The organism is Pseudomonas sp. GW821-FHT09C10, from assembly GCF_059418085.1.
The window spans coordinates 104,431-120,425 of the sequence record NZ_JBWKPE010000009.1; the positions used below are offsets into that span (position 1 = coordinate 104,431).

The following is a 15,995-nucleotide window of genomic DNA, read 5'->3' on the forward strand; positions in this document are numbered from 1 at the left end:
GTGGACGAAGGGGATCGAACCCTCGACAACGGGAGTCACAATCCCGTGCTCTACCAACTGAGCTACGCCCACCATATTGCGTTAACAAAGAAACCAAACTACTTCTTTGTCTAACCCCACCCTGCATGTAAACCGAGTAAGGCCTTATTTGGTGCGGATGAAGAGACTCGAACTCTTACGCCTCGCGGCGCTGGAACCTAAATCCAGTGTGTCTACCAATTCCACCACATCCGCGCTTGAAGCTCTTAAAGCAAAGGCGCCAGACGGTTAATCTGGCGCCTTTCAAAATATGGGGTGGACGAAGGGGATCGAACCCTCGACAACGGGAGTCACAATCCCGTGCTCTACCAACTGAGCTACGCCCACCATATAGCGCTACTTGTGCCAAAGCTGCCTAATGGCGCACCCGGCAGGACTCGAACCTGCGACCATCCGCTTAGAAGGCGGATGCTCTATCCAGCTGAGCTACGGGCGCCTTATTAATCTGTACTCTTGGAGGATTACAAACTAAGTGCTTCCAGCCTTGCAGAACAACGATTCTGCTCGACCTTCTTAACCAGTGCTAGGCTGTGCCCGACAAGTGCGACGAATAGTATAGAGGGCCTGGAAACCCGTCAAATCTTTTTTGAAAAAAATTCATTTTATTTAAGGGGTTAGGCCAATTTGCGGACCAAGCGCCTTTGCCCTCACGCCGTGGCGTGCGAGAATGCGCGCACTTTTCCTCCCCCTCTCGATGGTTAATCACGCGTAATGACTGCACAACTTATCGACGGCAAATCAATCGCCGCCAGCCTGCGCCAGCAGATCGCCAAACGAGTCACCGAGCGCAGCCAGCAAGGCTTGCGCACGCCTGGCCTCGCGGTGATCCTGGTCGGCAGCGATCCTGCCTCTCAGGTTTATGTCTCGCACAAGCGTAAAGACTGTGAAGAGGTCGGCTTTCTTTCCAAGGCCTACGACCTGCCTGCCGACACCACCCAGCAGGCCCTGACCGACCTGATCGACAGCCTCAACGACGACCCGGCGATGGACGGCATCCTCCTGCAATTGCCATTGCCCGCGCACCTGGACGCGTCCAAGTTGCTCGAGCGCATCCGCCCTGACAAAGACGTCGACGGTTTCCATCCTTATAACGTCGGCCGCCTGGCCCAGCGTATCCCGCTGCTGCGCCCATGCACGCCCAAAGGCATCATGACCCTGCTGGAAAGCACCGGTGTCGACCTGTACGGCCTCGATGCCGTCGTCGTCGGCGCGTCCAACATCGTGGGCCGCCCCATGGCCATGGAGTTGCTGCTGGCCGGTTGCACCGTCACCGTGACCCACCGCTTCACCAAGGACCTGGCCGGCCACGTTGGCCGTGCCGACCTGGTCGTCGTGGCCGCCGGCAAGCCGGGCCTGGTCAAGGGCGAATGGATCAAGGAAGGCGCCATCGTCATCGACGTGGGCATCAACCGCCAGGAAGACGGCAAGCTGGTCGGCGACGTGGTGTATGAAACCGCCCTGCCCCGCGCCGGCTGGATCACCCCGGTACCGGGTGGCGTTGGCCCGATGACCCGTGCCTGCCTGCTGGAAAACACCCTGTACGCCGCAGAAACCCTGCACGGTTAATAACCAGTCGTACTGAAAAAGCCCTGCCTTATCGCAGGGCTTTTTATTGCCTGGAAGAAAACCTGTTTTTTGTTAGTTTTTAAGCACTTTCGTCTGGTTTTAGAAGAACATTCGACAGTCTGTCGTCCATACTCCTAAAATGTAACGCCATTTGTCACAAAACCCGTTTACCAACGGTATTTTTTACTTTTTAGCGAGTTCATCCGCGTGAAAATTCGTCTTTCCATTGTCAGCCTGTTTTTTGCGTTCACCGGCACCTTTGCGCACGCTGCCGACTCCGCCCTGGCGCCGCGGGATCCGTCCAAACTGCAGATCGCTTCCGGTAGCGCCATGCTGGTGGACCTGCAGACCAACAAGGTCATCTACGCCAGTAACCCCGACGTGGTGGTGCCTATCGCGTCGGTGAGCAAACTGATGACGGGCCTGATCGTCCTTGAAGCCAAGCAGAACATGGACGAGTACATCGACATCAACATCACCGACACGCCGGAGATGAAAGGCGTGTTCTCCCGCGTGAAGATCGGCAGCCAGATGCCGCGCAAGGAGATGTTGCTGATTGCCCTGATGTCCTCGGAAAACCGCGCCGCCGCGAGCCTGGCGCACCACTATCCGGGCGGCTACGCGGCCTTTATTGCCGCGATGAACGCCAAGGCCAAGGCCCTGGGCATGACCAGCACCCATTATGTCGAGCCCACCGGCCTGTCGATCCACAACGTGTCCACCGCCCGCGACTTGAGCAAGCTGCTGGCCTACGCGCAAAAATTTCCGATGCTGAGCCAGTTGAGCACCACCAAGGAAAAGACCGTAGCGTTCCGCAAGCCCAACTACACCCTGGGTTTCTCCAACACCGACCACCTGATCAACCGCGCCAACTGGGATATCAAGCTGACCAAGACCGGTTTCACCAACCAGGCCGGTCATTGCCTGGTGCTGGTCACCCGCATGGGCAATCGTCCAGTGTCGCTGGTGATCCTGGATGCTTTCGGCAAATTCACCCACTTTGCCGATGCCAGCCGTATCCGTAGCTGGGTCGAGACCGGCAAGGGCGGCTCGGTGCCGGACGTCGCGCTGCGCTACAAGGCTGACAAGAACCTGAAGAACCGCGCGAGTGCCGCCGAAGTCAGCCGTTAAGGAACACCGAGAACGCAGTTAGGAGGGGCTCGCCCCTCCCATTTTATTTGTGTTCCGCCAACACCTTGAGCGCCTGCGCCGCCGCCCGCTCCTGCCCGGCCTGGGCCGTTGCGTTCGCCGAATCCCGCCAGCGCTGCGCATCCACATTGGCCGGCAATTGGCTCGGGCGCTGGGTGACGATTGCCCAGTGCCCGGCACTGCTCCACTTCGACTCAAAGTCACTGAAGCTCATCAGCAGGCGTCGGTCCATGCCTGAACGCAACAGCACCGTGCTTTTCTGCTGGTTGAAACCCACCACCACCACGTAGCGCGCGTCAGACAACAGGCCGCCGCCAATCCGCGCCATCACCGGATAACCCACGGCCACCTGCGCCAGTACCGCGGTCAGCTTGGCATCCAGCGGGTACACCATCAGCCCGTACTCACGGGCCAGCACCTGCATGTTGCGCTCCAGGTCCGCTTCACCGCCCGGCAAATGCAACGGCTTATCCAACAAGCCCGGTGTCATCACAATGCCTTGTTGCGACAGCATGCTGGCTAACGCTGTAGGACCACTCTGATAAGCCTCGCTGCGAAAGGTCGGCACACCATTGAGTTCGACACGTTCCGGCAGGCCCGGAAGTTTCGACGGCTGCCCGGAACAGGCCGCAAGCCCCAGGGCACAGGCCAGCAACAAGGATGTTTTAAGGTTCGACCGTAACCGCAATTTTTTACTCTCTTGATCAACTGCCGGTGAGGGCCCTGATCATAGGACGCTCTGCCACGCGGGTATAGCCCATAGGCTCAGTAAAGCGTCGCGGTTAGAGCAAACGAGTTGGACGAACACGACCATTGGTCAATAGCAGGCAACCGCCGGGTAGCTAGACTGTCCATTGAGAAGACTGTGTGTGCCCCCTGCGGGGCGAAAGGAGGCCAAAATGAGCCTTGCAACAACGATTTTCCTGTTGATCTGCGGTTGGCTGGCGGTAGCCGGCGCCATGTTGTGGGGGGTGTTGCGCATTACTCGCCGGCACCATCACCCCCACGTCAAACCTGAGGCACCCGCCAAGCCCCATAGAGCGGCGGTGCACCACGCCTAGCCAGGCATGCAATTGAAATCCTGAGTCGCCGCGACTTCCTTACCGTGCCCGTCCATCAGGGATGCGCGCACGGTGGTGCCCAGGCTCGACTCCACCAGGGTGTAATGCTCACCCGCCTTGAAATCCTTGTACTCGACCCGACCCTCGCAGTCCTGCTGGTTGTCGTCGCCGGCTTCTTCCTCGAATAACGTCACGTCCAGGCGGTGATCCCCGGGGGTCACCTCGAAAAAGCGCCCGTCGTCGACACGCTTGCCGTCCACACGTTCGGCCATCAGGTCGTTCGGCGCTTCTTCTTTCAAGCCGATCCAGGCTTCGCTGGGGTCCGCCTTGGGAATCGGGCCGGCACAGGCTGACAACAACAAAACAGCCCCCAGGGCGGGGATCAACAATAAAGGTTTGAGTGACATGGCAGGGCTCCAAAGAACATCAGTAAAAAGACAAGTCGTCCGATGGGATGCAAGCTTGGGCAGCCACGCCTTGTAGAACAAATGAATCCATATGAAACGATCTTCAGCCCTTACCTAAATGTTCCTTCACCTGGCTGAAAGGCGCGTGTTAGGTGGGTCGGGCAAGACTGCCGGGGTTTGCAATCCTGCTCCCTCGGAGGTTCACGCATGCTCGGGCTGGTAAAGACCGCACTGCAAAAGCCGTACACGTTTATCGTGTTGGCCATATTCATCTGCATCATCGGGCCGATGGCGGCCCTGCGAACCCCCACTGACGTGTTTCCCGATATCGGTATCCCTGTGGTCGCCGTGGTCTGGCAGTACAACGGCCTGTCGCCGGACGCCATGGCCGGCCGGGTGATCTACACCTATGAACGCTCTCTGAGCACCACCGTCAACGACATCGAACATATCGAATCGCAATCCCTGCCCGGCATGGGCATCGTGAAGATTTTCTTCCAGCCCGGCGTCGACATCCGCACCGCCAACGCCCAAGTGACCGCCGTATCACAAACGGTGCTCAAGCAGATGCCACCGGGCATCACGCCACCGCTGATCCTCAACTACAGCGCCTCCACGGTGCCGATCCTGCAAATGGCGTTCTCCAGCCCCACGCTGTCGGAAGCCAAAATTCGCGACCTGGTGCAGAACAATATCCGCCTGCCCCTCAGCGCCCTGCCCGGCCTGGCCATGCCCACGCCGATGGGTGGCAAGCAGCGGCAGATCACCCTCGACCTCGACCCCCAGGCGCTGGCGGCCAAAGGCTTGTCGGCCCAGGATGTGGGCAATGCCCTGGCGCTGCAGAACCAGATCATCCCGGTGGGCACCGCCAAACTCGGCCCCAATGAATACACGATCCTGCTCAACAACAGCCCCAAGGCCATCGATGAGCTCAACGACCTGCCGATCAAGACCGTCGACGGCGCGCTGATCACCATCGGCCAGGTTGCCCACGTGCGCGACGGTTCGCCGCCGCAGACCAACATCGTGCGCGTCGACGGCCATCGCGCGGTGCTGATGCCGGCGTTGAAAAACGGCAGCATTTCCACCTTGTCGATCATCGACGGTATCCGCCAGATGCTGCCGCGCATCAACGAAACCCTGCCGCCGTCATTGAAGACCTCGTTGCTGGGCGACGCCTCGGTATTCGTCAAGCAATCGGTGGGCAGCGTGGCCCAGGAAGGCATCATCGCCGCGCTGCTGACCAGTGCGATGATCCTGCTGTTCCTCGGCAGCTGGCGCTCCACGATCATTATCGCGGCGTCGATTCCCCTGGCGGTACTGTCGGCCATTGCGCTGCTGGCGGTCAGCGGGCAGACCCTCAACGTCATGACCCTCGGCGGGCTGGCGTTGGCCGTAGGGATCCTGGTGGACGACGCCACGGTGACCATCGAAAACATCAACTGGCACCTGGAACAAGGCAAGGCGGTGAAGACCGCGATCCTCGACGGTGCCGCGCAAATTGTCGGCCCGGCGTTCGTCTCGCTGCTGTGCATCTGCATCGTGTTCGTGCCGATGTTCCTGCTGCAAGGCATCGCCGGTTATCTGTTCCGGCCGATGGCGCTGGCGGTGATCTTTGCCATGGCCAGCTCATTCATTCTTTCGCGCACCCTGGTGCCGACGCTGGCGATGTTCCTGCTCAAGCCACATATGCCGGAGCCAGGTGCCGGACATCACCCTGAAGACGAATTCATCAACCACCATGAGGGCGAGCAGCACACGAAACCGCGCAATACCGCGCTGCAAGCCGTGCTGAATTTCCAGCGAGGTTTCGAGCGCCACTTCTCGAATATCCGCGACACCTACCATGGCTTGCTGACGTTGGCCTTGGGTCATCGCAAGCGCTTTATCGTGGGTTTCCTGGCCTGTGTGCTCGCCTCATTCCTGCTGTTGCCCAGCCTGGGCCAGGACTTTTTCCCGGCGACGGATGCCGGTGCGCTGGCCCTGCATGTGCGCCTGCCGCTGGGCACGCGTATCGAAGAAAGTGCTGCCGCCTTCGACCGCATCGAAGCGCGGATCCGTGAAGTGATCCCCGCCGAAGAACTGGACACCATCGTCGATAACATTGGCATTCCGCTCAGCGGCATCGACATGGCCTACAGCAGCAGCGGCACCATCGGCCCGCAGGATGGCGACATCCAGGTCAGCCTGAAAAAGGGCCATGCGCCCACCGCCGACTACGTGAAGAAACTGCGTGAAGCGCTGCCGCAAAGTTTCCCTGGCAGCCACTTTGCGTTCCTGCCGGCGGACATCAGCAGCCAGATCCTCAACTTCGGCGCGCCGGCGCCGCTGGACGTGAAAATCTCCGGGCGCAGCGATGCAGAAAACCGCGCCTATGCCGTCGAGTTGGAACGTCGCCTGCAACATGTGCCCGGCATCGCCGACCTGCGCATCCAGCAGTCCACCGGCTACCCGTCGCTGCAGGTGAATGTCGACCGCATGCGCGCCAACGGCCTGGGCATCACCGAGCGGGACGTGACCAACAGCATGGTGGCGTCGCTGGCCGGCAGTTCGCAGACCGCACCGACCTTCTGGCTCAACCCGGCGAACGGCGTGTCCTATTCCATTGTCGCCGCCACCCCGCAATACCGCCTCGACAGCCTGCCGTCGCTGGAAGCGCTGCCGGTCACCGGCGCCGATGGGCAGTCGCAGATCCTCGGCGGCGTAGCAACTATCTCCCGCGTGCAAAGCTCGGCGGTGGTGACCCACTACAACATCGAACCGACCCTGGACCTGTACGCCAACGTGCAGGGCCGCGACCTCGGCGGCGTAGCCCGCGACGTGCAAAAGGTGCTGGATGACACCGCGCATCTGCGCCCCAAAGGCGCGACGATCAGCCTGCACGGGCAGATCGATGCGCTGCATGAAGCCTTCAGCGGCCTGAGCCTTGGCCTGCTGGGTGCGGTGGTGCTGATCTACCTGCTGATCGTGGTCAACTTCCAGTCGTGGGCCGACCCGTTTGTGATCATTACGGCCTTGCCTGCGGCACTCGCGGGGATCGTGTGGATGCTGTTCCTCAGCGGCACCTCCTTGTCGGTGCCGGCACTCACCGGCGCCATCCTGTGCATGGGCGTGGCCACGGCCAACTCGATCCTAGTGGTGAGCTTCTGCCGTGAGCGCCTGGCCGAACATGGTGATGCGTTGAAAGCCGCCATGGAGGCCGGTTACACGCGCTTCCGCCCGGTGTGCATGACCGCCCTGGCGATGATCATCGGCATGTTGCCCCTGGCAATTTCCGAGGAGCAGAACGCCCCGCTCGGACGCGCCGTCATCGGCGGTTTGATCTTCGCGACCCTCGCCACATTGTTGTTTGTTCCCGTGGTCTTCAGCCTGGTCCACGGTCGTCACCCTACTCGCGCAGTTGCAGGAGAAACCCCACATGTCGTCTGATCACAAACCCTCGCGCAAGCGTCTGATGCTCATGGGTGTCGGCGGCCTGACCCTGGCCGCCCTGTTAGTCGCCAACGGCCTGCATGCCCGTACGCTGCACGAACAATCGGTCACGGCCTGGACCGAGACCGCCGCCATCCCGCACGTGATGGTGTTCCAGCCCCGGCAGAATGTGGCCGGCGATACCTTGCGCCTGCCGGCGCACCTGGAAGCCTGGAGCAAGGCGCCGATCCACGCCCGGGTCAGCGGTTACCTGAAGGATTGGAAAGTCGATATCGGCAGCCGGGTCAAGGCCGGGCAAGTCCTCGCGGAAATCGACAGCCCCGACCTGGATCAACAGCTGGCGCAGACCCATGCACGCCTGGTGCAGGAACAGGCCAACGCACGCCTGGCCGAAACCACCGCCACGCGCTGGCAAAACCTGCTGGCCAGCCATTCGGTATCGCGCCAGGAGGCCGACGAAAAAACCTCCAATGCCGCTGCCGCCAAGGCCAACGCCGAGGCCGCCGCTGCCGACTATGCCAGGCTGTCGGCGCTGGAAAACTACAAGACCCTTCGCGCCCCGTTCGCCGGCACCATCACCGCGCGCAACACCGATATCGGCCAGTTGATCAAGGCCGACACCGACAGCGATCCGGAACTGTTCAACATTGCCGACACCCATCAATTGCGCCTCTATGTACCGGTGCCGCAGAACTACGCAGCGGTCATCCATCCGGGCCTTGAAGCCGAGCTGACCGTGCCCGAGCACCCCGGCAAGCATTTCAAGGCGCGCCTGATCGGTGACTCCACCGCCATCGACCGCCGCTCCGGCACCCTGCTCGCCCAGTTCGTCGCCGACAACCCCGACGGCGAACTGCTGCCCGGTGATTATGCCGAGGCCACCCTGCCGATTCCGGCCGATACCCATGGCGTGAGCATCCCGGCCAGCGCCCTGATCTTCCGCGCCCAGGGCACCCAGGTGGCGGTGTTGGACGGGCAGAACCGTGTGCACCTGCAGCCCATCCATATCGGCCTCGACCTGGGCGAACGCCTGGTGATCGACCAGGGCTTGAAACCCGCCGACCGCATCGTCGACAACCCGCCCGATGCCCTGCGCGAAGGTGATCCCGTGCAGCTCGCCGATGCCTCCGGAGGTGCGCATGCGCATAAGGCTTAAACCGCTCGCCGCATTGACGCTGCTGCTCTTGCAGGGTTGCTCGATGGCGCCGACCTACAAGGTGCCGGCGATCGACCTGCCGACCCACTACCGCGAACAGACCAGCGATGGCCCCTGGCACAGCGCGCAGCCGTCCGACCAACTGGCACCCGAATGGTGGAAGCTCTACAACGATTCGCGCCTGAATGACCTGCAACAGCAGCTGCTCAAGGCCAACCCGGACCTGGCGGCGGCGCTGGCGCACTTCGATGCTTCCCAGGCGTATGCCAGCCAACTGCACGCAGGCCTGTTCCCGAAGATCAGCGCCAGCGCGCAACCGCTGCGCCAGCGGCAATCGGATTCGCGACCGTTGCGGGGGGATACGCAACCGTCGGTGTACAACAGCAACATCGCGGGGTTTTCCTTGAGCTATGACCTGGACCTGTGGGGCAAAATCCGCAACCAGGTCGCGGCCGGCGATGCCCAGGCGCAAGCGTCCGGGGATGACCTGGCGGTGGCGCGCCTGAGTTTGCAGCGTCAGTTGGCGACCTTGTACGTGCAACTCAATGGGCTGGATGCACAGAGCCGGATTCTCACTCGCTCGCTGGATGATTTCAGCCAGGCATTGCAATTGACCCGCAGCCGCTACGAGGGCCAGATAGCCTCGGAGCTGGACCTGACCCGTGCGCAAAATCAACTGGCGCAGGCCAGGGCGCAATTGGATGAAGTGCGTGGGCAACGCAACCTCACCGAGCACGCCATCGGCGAGTTGGTGGGTGTGGCAGCCAGCGACTTTACCTTGCCGCCCGGCCAGCAACTGATCGCCCTGCCGGGAATTCCGTCACAGTTACCAAGCCACCTGTTGCAACGTCGCCCGGATATTGCAGCGGCAGAGCGCCGGGTGTTTGCGGCCAACGCAAATATCGGCGTGGCCAAGGCGGCGTGGTATCCGGACTTCAGCTTGACCGGGTTGATTGGCGGGCAGACACAGGGCGTCGGCAATCTGCTGTCGGCGGGCAATCGGTATTGGGCACTGGGCCCGTTGGTGAACCTGCCGATTTTCGACGGTGGCCGCTTGAGCGCCAATGAACGCCAGGCCAAGGCCGAGTTTGAAGAGGCGTCGGCGCAGTACCGCAGCCAGGTGCTGAAGGCCGTGCGCGAGGTGGAAGATAACCTGGCGCAACTACGGGATTTGCAGCAGGAGGCGCAGGATGAACAGGCGGCAGCGGATGCGGCGCAGCATACGCAATCATTGGCGATGAACAGCTATCAGGCGGGGGCAGTCAGTTACCTGGATGTGGTGACCGCGCAGACGGCGGCGTTGCAAGCGCAGCGGACATTGCAGGCGGTGCAGACGCGGCAGTTGCAGGCCAGTGTAGGACTCGTGACCGCACTCGGCGGCGGCTGGCAACCTGGCGCCTGACATCACCCCAGGCACAGTGATAGCGGTGGAACAGCCAGTTTAACCGTAGCTGAGCCACCGCCATCGGGGGCAAGCCCCCTCCCACACTGATCCTGCGTCAGACACATAATGTATAAGCGCCGCTGAACCAATGTGGGAGGGGGCTTGCCCCCGATGGCGGCCGTCCAGACACATCCTGCCAAAAGCCTGCCCATCCACCTCCTGCTCGCCAATCTAGCCTCTCTAAGCACATCTAGAGAGGGCCAGGGAATGGCAGATTTACCCGCTTCACACCGCCTGCGCATCGGTCGATTCAGCGAACCCGACCGTATCTACCTCATCACCACCAACACCCACGAACGCATACCGATATTCAGCAATTTCCATCTCGGTCGCCTGGTGGTCTGGCAATTTCGGTTAGCCCAGTACCAAGGGCTGGCCAACTCCCTGGCATGGGTCATCATGCCGGACCATTTCCATTGGTTGCTTGAACTGAAAAAAGGCTCGCTGGCGGACTTGATGCGCCAGGTGAAGTCAAAAAGCACCAGGACCGTCAATGGCGTGAGTGGTCGCAAGGGCCGGCTCTGGCAAGAGAGCTTTCATGACCGCGCACTGCGCAAGGAAGATGACTTGGTGAAAATGGCCCGGTATGTGGTGGCTAATCCATTGCGAGCGGGTCTGGTCGAGCGGATTGGCGACTACCCACTGTGGGATGCCATCTGGGTTTAACGTCATACACAGTCCAAATGTGGGAGGGGGCTTGCCCCCGATTGCGGTAGGTCAGTCAGCTTATCTGTAACTGATACACCGCTATCGGGAGCAAGCCCCCTCCCACTTTTTTTACCCGCACTTCAAGCCGTGAGTTTGCCGCTGGCGATGGCGGCTGAAGCGGCCACCATGGCGCGCAACAGCACCGCACACCCAGCCGCCAGGTCATCCGGTGCGGCGTTCTCGATTTCGTTGTGGCTGATGCCCCCTTCACACGGCACAAAGATCATCCCCGCCGGCCCCAACTCGGCGACGAAAATCGCGTCGTGCCCTGCACCGCTGACGATGTCCATGTTCGACAAGCCCAGCCCATTGGCCGCATCGCGCACGGCGTCCACACAGCCTTTGTCGAAGTACAGCGGCGGGAAGTCAGCCGTGGGTTCCATTTCAAAACTCAGCCCGTGCTTGGCACAGGTCTCGTCAATCACCTGGCGCACCTGGGCAATCATCGAATCCAACCGCGCCGGTTCCAAGTGCCGGAAGTCCAGGGTCATGCGCACTTCGCCCGGAATCACGTTGCGTGAACCGGGATACGCCTGCAGGCAACCGACGGTCCCGCACGCATGGGGCTGGTGCCCCAAGGCCGCCGCATTGACCGCCGCCACCACCGCCGCCGCGCCTACCAGGGCGTCCTTGCGCAGGTGCATCGGCGTCGGCCCCGCATGGGCCTCGACACCGCGCAGTTTCAGGTCGAACCACTTCTGCCCGAGGGCGCCGAGCACCACGCCGATGGTCTTTTTCTCATCCTCCAGAATCGGCCCTTGTTCGATATGCGCCTCGAAATACGCACCGACCTTGTGCCCACTCTCAGGACGGGTTCCCGCGTAGCCAATCGCATTCAGCGCATCACCCACGCTGACCCCGTCCGCATCGACCTTGGCCAGGGTATCCGCCAGGGTGAATTTCCTGGCAAACACACCCGAGCCCATCATGCACGGCGGGAAGCGCGAGCCTTCCTCGTTGGTCCACACCACCACTACCAAGGGCGCTTCGGTTTCGATCTTGAGGTCATTGAGCGTACGCAGCACTTCCACTCCCGCCAGCACGCCAAAGCAGCCATCGAACTTGCCGCCAGTGGGCTGGGTGTCGATATGGCTGCCGGTCATCACCGGCGGCAGGTCGGGATTACGCCCAGGGCGGCGCGCGAAGATATTGCCGATGCCGTCGACGGTCACGGTGCAACCGGCGTCTTCGCACCACTGCACAAACAGGTCGCGAGCCTTGCGGTCGAGGTCGGTGAGGGCCAGGCGGCACACGCCGCCCTTGGGGGTAGCGCCGAGTTTGGCCAGGTCCATCAGCGACTGCCACAAGCGGTCGCGGTTGATGTGCTGGTGGGTCGATTGCAGAACGTCGAGGGCAGCGTTCATGGGGATCTCCTCAGGCTTGTATTTCTTATGAATTGACAACCACCGGGCTGGCTCCACGCCTGGCATTCAGGCCGTAATACAACAACCCGCCCAACGCCGAACCGGTAAACCAGCCGTAGCTGTAGAACCAGCTGAACGCATCACTGCCCAGGGACAGCAAGGTCAGCACCACCGGCACACCAAAGGCGATAAAACCGCTCCAGTTCCAAGCCGGGTACACGTCGTCGCGGTACAGGCCGGCCAGGTCCAGTTGTTGTTTGCGGGTGATGAAGTAGTCCACCACCATGATCCCGGCAATCGGCCCCAATAGGCTCGAATAGCCCAGCAGCCAGTTGGAATACACGGTTTCCAGGCTCACATCCGAGACGATCAGGCCGAGTTTTTTCAGCAGTTCGTGGCCCATCAACGCCAAGCCCACCAACCCGGTGAGGATCACCGCCGTGGTGCGGTTGATCAGCTTGGGCGCGATGTTCTGGAAGTCGTTGGTGGGCGAGACGATGTTTGCAGCGGTGTTGGTGGACAACGTGGCGACGATGATCAGCGCCATGGCCACGGCCACCCACACCGGGCTCTGGATATGGCCGATCAGGGTCACCGGGTCGGATACGCTGACGCCCACCAGTTTCACCGAGGCGGCGGTCATGATCACGCCGAGGGCGGCGAACAGGAACATGGTCAGCGGCAGGCCGAAAATCTGCCCGAGGATCTGGTCCTTCTGGCTTTTGGCATAACGGCTGAAATCGGGAATATTCAGCGACAAGGTGGCCCAGAAGCCCACCATCGCGGTAAGGCCGGCCATGAAGTAACCGGTAAGGCTCGCGCCTTCGGGACGCTTGGGCGGGATTGCCATCAACTCGCTGATCGACACGTTGGGCATCGCCCATACCAGCAGGCCGATGCCCACCGCCACCAGCAACGGCGCCGACAGGGTTTCCAGGCGCTTGATCGACTCGGCACCGCGCAGCACCACCCACAGATTCAGGCACCAGAAGATCATGAAACCGATCACTTCACCGGTGCCGCCGAGGGACTTCCATCCCTCGAAAATCGAGCCCAGGAACAGATGGATCGCCAGCCCGCCGAACATGGTCTGGATCCCGAACCAGCCGCAGGCCACCAATGCCCGAATCAAACACGGCACGTTGGAACCGAGGATGCCGAAGGACGAACGCAGCAACACCGGAAACGGAATGCCGTACTTGGTGCCGGGGAAGGCGTTGAGGGTCAGCGGGATCAGCACCACGATATTGGCCAGCAAGATCGCCATCAGTGCCTCACCCACCGACAACCCGAAATACGCGGTGAGCACACCGCCCAGGGTGTAGGTGGGCACGCAGATCGACATGCCGACCCACAGCGCGGTGATGTGCCACTTGTTCCAGGTGCGTTCGTGCACCTTGGTCGGTGCCATGTCGTGGTTGTAGCGAGGGCTGTCGAGGACGTCGGGGCCGGCGTCGAGTTCGTACAGGCCGTTGCGCTCAATGACTTGCGATCTGTTCTGTTGCATGGCCGCTCCACGGTTTTTTCGAATTATTGTTGCTCACCCCGCGCTGAACACAGGGTGGCCGGAGTACCTCGTAAACAACATGACATCACGGGCCCGGCCAGCCACCACTGCACTCAATAACCGTGCCGACAACTGCCCTTGAACCCGCACCGCTTATATAACTGGCTGATGTTAATCAGCTTTCCGATTGTGCCTACGGTACTTGCCGCGTGACTCAGGCTAACTAACGCGCAAGTTATCCGAACTGTCAGGACTCAATCTGGTGCACCACAATTATTTTTATTTACCGACCCCGTCAAGAGGCATCTCTCAAGCGTCTGATTTGCAATAAGAAATGTTGCTCATATTGTGAACCTGTCAAGTGCGTCAAAATGGTGAGAGGCCGCTGCATTTTGGTGATTTCTTATTTTTAACCTTATAAATCAATAACTTAAATTCAATATAAGCTTATAAAAAATCTTCTTGCCCAATCGAAAAACTCGGGCTAGTTTCTATTCCTGTCACCGATGACAGGAATTAACCGACCATCGGCGCGTAGCCATACAACACTTAGAACTGGCACAAGCCGGTCAAGCCTGTGAGGAACTCGACATGTCGCTGTTGATCCGTGGCGCTACCGTTATTACCCATGATGAAAGTTACCGCGCCGATGTTTTATGCGCAGGCGGTCTGATTCGCGCCATTGGCACGGACCTGGATATTCCCGCCGGCACTGAACAACTCGACGGCAGCGGCCAATATTTGATGCCCGGCGGCATCGACCCCCATACCCATATGCAACTGCCCTTCATGGGCACTGTGGCCAGTGAAGATTTCTTCAGCGGCACGGCGGCGGGTCTTGCCGGGGGCACTACGTCGATTATCGACTTCGTGATTCCCAACCCGCAGCAATCGCTGATGGAAGCGTTCCATCAGTGGCGGGGCTGGGCGGAAAAATCCGCGTCCGACTATGGCTTTCATGTAGCAATCACCTGGTGGAGCGAGCAGGTGCGCGAGGAAATGGCCGAGCTGGTCAGCCACCACGGCATCAACAGCTTCAAGCATTTCATGGCCTACAAGAACGCGATCATGGCGGCCGACGATACCCTGGTGGCCAGCTTCGAACGCTGTCTGGAACTCGGCGCCGTGCCCACCGTGCATGCGGAAAACGGCGAGCTGGTGTACCACCTGCAACGCAAGCTGATGGCCCAGGGCATCACCGGGCCGGAAGCGCACCCGCTGTCGCGCCCGTCCCAGGTGGAAGGCGAAGCGGCCAGCCGCGCGATCCGTATCGCCGAGACCATCGGCACGCCGCTGTACCTGGTGCACGTGTCCACCCGGGAAGCACTGGATGAAATCACCTACGCCCGGGGCAAGGGCCAGGCAGTCTACGGCGAAGTGCTCGCCGGCCACCTGCTGCTGGACGACAGCGTCTACCAGCACCCCGACTGGCAAACCGCCGCCGGCTATGTGATGAGCCCGCCGTTCCGCCCGCGCGGGCATCAGGAAGCACTGTGGCATGGCCTGCAATCCGGCAACCTGCACACCACCGCCACCGACCACTGCTGCTTCTGCGCCGAGCAAAAAGCCGCCGGGCGTGACGACTTCAGCAAGATCCCCAACGGCACCGCCGGTATAGAAGACCGCATGGCGCTGCTGTGGCACGAAGGGGTCAACACCGGGCGCCTGTCGATGCAGGAATTCGTCGCGCTGACCTCCACCAACACCGCGAAGATCTTCAACCTCTACCCGCGCAAAGGCGCGATCCGCGTGGGTGCGGATGCCGACCTGGTGCTGTGGGATCCCGAAGGCACGCGGACCATTTCCGCCAAGACCCACCATCAGAAGGTCGACTTCAACATCTTCGAAGGCAAGACCGTGCGCGGCGTGCCGAGCCACACCATCAGCCAGGGCAAGCTGGTCTGGGCCGATGGCGACCTGCGCGCCGAGCGTGGCGCCGGGCGCTATGTGGAACGGCCGGCATATCCGTCGGTGTTCGAACAGTTGAGCAAGCGGGCGGAGCATTCCAGGCCGGTTGCTGTAAAGCGCTGAGACCGCTATCGGGGGCAAGCCCCCTCCCACACTTGACCGCATTCATTCAGATACAACTCGGTCGAATGTGGGAGGGGGCTTGCCCCCGATGAGGCCCGAACAAGCAACAAAAATGCCCACTTAGAGGCAAT

12 protein-coding genes and 4 tRNA genes are annotated in these 15,995 nt (G+C 61.1%); 8 read left to right on the forward strand and 8 right to left on the reverse strand.

Going from position 1 to position 15,995, the window contains the following annotated elements:
• The 4 genes from AC07OT_RS18170 to AC07OT_RS18185 form a co-directional block, all read right to left on the reverse strand.
• A tRNA-His gene (locus AC07OT_RS18170) sits at nucleotides 1–72 on the reverse strand.
• A 77-nt stretch (nucleotides 73–149) separates the two neighbouring features.
• A tRNA-Leu gene (locus AC07OT_RS18175) sits at nucleotides 150–234 on the reverse strand.
• A 56-nt stretch (nucleotides 235–290) separates the two neighbouring features.
• Nucleotides 291–366, reverse strand: a tRNA-His gene (locus tag AC07OT_RS18180).
• 32 nt (nucleotides 367–398) lie between these two features.
• Nucleotides 399–475: transfer RNA gene (locus tag AC07OT_RS18185), tRNA-Arg, on the reverse strand.
• A gap of 275 nt (nucleotides 476–750) precedes the next feature.
• Between AC07OT_RS18185 and folD the strand changes: the two genes are divergently transcribed.
• Together folD and pbpG are read left to right on the forward strand one after the other, a co-directional pair.
• Nucleotides 751–1,605 carry a bifunctional methylenetetrahydrofolate dehydrogenase/methenyltetrahydrofolate cyclohydrolase FolD gene (gene folD / locus AC07OT_RS18190; protein WP_027606241.1) on the forward strand — a complete coding sequence of 285 codons (855 nt, stop codon included), beginning with the start codon at nucleotides 751–753 and terminating at the stop codon, nucleotides 1,603–1,605.
• 207 nt (nucleotides 1,606–1,812) lie between these two features.
• Nucleotides 1,813–2,736 (forward strand): D-alanyl-D-alanine endopeptidase, encoded by a 924-nt coding sequence (pbpG, locus tag AC07OT_RS18195; protein ID WP_495108678.1) that lies wholly within the window; start codon nucleotides 1,813–1,815, stop codon nucleotides 2,734–2,736.
• A gap of 43 nt (nucleotides 2,737–2,779) precedes the next feature.
• Here pbpG and AC07OT_RS18200 read toward each other — a convergent pair whose 3' ends face one another.
• Complete coding sequence (locus AC07OT_RS18200) at nucleotides 2,780–3,442, reverse strand: peptidase C39 family protein (RefSeq protein ID WP_495108679.1); 663 nt, start codon at nucleotides 3,440–3,442, stop codon at nucleotides 2,780–2,782.
• Between the two features lie 211 nt (nucleotides 3,443–3,653).
• On the opposite strand from AC07OT_RS18200, the gene AC07OT_RS18205 reads away from it, so the two are divergent.
• Entirely contained in the window at nucleotides 3,654–3,815 is a 162-nt protein-coding gene (locus tag AC07OT_RS18205; protein ID WP_166655314.1) for a hypothetical protein, read from the forward strand.
• Here AC07OT_RS18205 and AC07OT_RS18210 read toward each other — a convergent pair.
• The gene (locus tag AC07OT_RS18210; RefSeq protein ID WP_115488536.1) at nucleotides 3,812–4,222 is read right to left on the reverse strand and encodes a PA0061/PA0062 family lipoprotein; all 411 of its coding nucleotides are present in this window, start codon (nucleotides 4,220–4,222) and stop codon (nucleotides 3,812–3,814) included. The genes AC07OT_RS18205 and AC07OT_RS18210 overlap by 4 nt on opposite strands.
• A 207-nt stretch (nucleotides 4,223–4,429) precedes the next feature.
• On the opposite strand from AC07OT_RS18210, the gene AC07OT_RS18215 reads away from it, so the two are divergent.
• From AC07OT_RS18215 to AC07OT_RS18230, 4 genes are all read left to right on the forward strand, one after another.
• Nucleotides 4,430–7,651, forward strand: coding sequence for an efflux RND transporter permease subunit (locus AC07OT_RS18215; RefSeq protein WP_495108680.1), 3,222 nt, complete (start codon nucleotides 4,430–4,432; stop codon nucleotides 7,649–7,651).
• Nucleotides 7,641–8,810: an efflux RND transporter periplasmic adaptor subunit gene (locus AC07OT_RS18220; protein ID WP_115488538.1), complete on the forward strand. Its 1,170-nt coding sequence runs from the start codon at nucleotides 7,641–7,643 to the stop codon at nucleotides 8,808–8,810. The genes AC07OT_RS18215 and AC07OT_RS18220 overlap by 11 nt, the downstream gene beginning before the upstream one ends.
• Nucleotides 8,794–10,212 (forward strand): efflux transporter outer membrane subunit, encoded by a 1,419-nt coding sequence (locus AC07OT_RS18225; protein ID WP_495108681.1) that lies wholly within the window; start codon nucleotides 8,794–8,796, stop codon nucleotides 10,210–10,212. The genes AC07OT_RS18220 and AC07OT_RS18225 overlap by 17 nt, the downstream gene beginning before the upstream one ends.
• Before the next feature lie 249 nt (nucleotides 10,213–10,461).
• Nucleotides 10,462–10,920 carry an REP-associated tyrosine transposase gene (locus AC07OT_RS18230; RefSeq protein WP_495108682.1) on the forward strand — a complete coding sequence of 153 codons (459 nt, stop codon included), beginning with the start codon at nucleotides 10,462–10,464 and terminating at the stop codon, nucleotides 10,918–10,920.
• A 122-nt stretch (nucleotides 10,921–11,042) separates the two neighbouring features.
• Here AC07OT_RS18230 and AC07OT_RS18235 read toward each other — a convergent pair whose 3' ends face one another.
• Together AC07OT_RS18235 and AC07OT_RS18240 are read right to left on the reverse strand one after the other, a co-directional pair.
• A complete protein-coding gene (locus AC07OT_RS18235) occupies nucleotides 11,043–12,326 on the reverse strand; it encodes a Zn-dependent hydrolase (protein ID WP_495108683.1) in 1,284 nt (427 codons plus the stop codon).
• Between the two features lie 25 nt (nucleotides 12,327–12,351).
• Nucleotides 12,352–13,833, reverse strand: coding sequence for an NCS1 family nucleobase:cation symporter-1 (locus AC07OT_RS18240; RefSeq protein WP_065940162.1), 1,482 nt, complete (start codon nucleotides 13,831–13,833; stop codon nucleotides 12,352–12,354).
• A 591-nt stretch (nucleotides 13,834–14,424) separates the two neighbouring features.
• On the opposite strand from AC07OT_RS18240, the gene hydA reads away from it, so the two are divergent.
• Nucleotides 14,425–15,864 (forward strand): dihydropyrimidinase, encoded by a 1,440-nt coding sequence (gene hydA, locus AC07OT_RS18245; protein ID WP_065940163.1) that lies wholly within the window; start codon nucleotides 14,425–14,427, stop codon nucleotides 15,862–15,864.
• The last annotated feature ends 131 nt before the right edge of the window (nucleotides 15,865–15,995 follow it).

Coding starts and splice junctions, on each gene's coding strand:
- folD (WP_027606241.1), top strand. CDS start 751: ATGACTGCACAACTTATCGACGGCAAATCAATCGCCGCCAGCCTGCGC.
- AC07OT_RS18205 (WP_166655314.1), top strand. CDS start 3,654: ATGAGCCTTGCAACAACGATTTTCCTGTTGATCTGCGGTTGGCTGGCG.
- AC07OT_RS18210 (WP_115488536.1), bottom strand. CDS start 4,222: ATGTCACTCAAACCTTTATTGTTGATCCCCGCCCTGGGGGCTGTTTTG.
- AC07OT_RS18215 (WP_495108680.1), top strand. CDS start 4,430: ATGCTCGGGCTGGTAAAGACCGCACTGCAAAAGCCGTACACGTTTATC.
- AC07OT_RS18220 (WP_115488538.1), top strand. CDS start 7,641: ATGTCGTCTGATCACAAACCCTCGCGCAAGCGTCTGATGCTCATGGGT.
- AC07OT_RS18225 (WP_495108681.1), top strand. CDS start 8,794: ATGCGCATAAGGCTTAAACCGCTCGCCGCATTGACGCTGCTGCTCTTG.
- AC07OT_RS18230 (WP_495108682.1), top strand. CDS start 10,462: ATGGCAGATTTACCCGCTTCACACCGCCTGCGCATCGGTCGATTCAGC.
- AC07OT_RS18235 (WP_495108683.1), bottom strand. CDS start 12,326: ATGAACGCTGCCCTCGACGTTCTGCAATCGACCCACCAGCACATCAAC.
- AC07OT_RS18240 (WP_065940162.1), bottom strand. CDS start 13,833: ATGCAACAGAACAGATCGCAAGTCATTGAGCGCAACGGCCTGTACGAA.
- hydA (WP_065940163.1), top strand. CDS start 14,425: ATGTCGCTGTTGATCCGTGGCGCTACCGTTATTACCCATGATGAAAGT.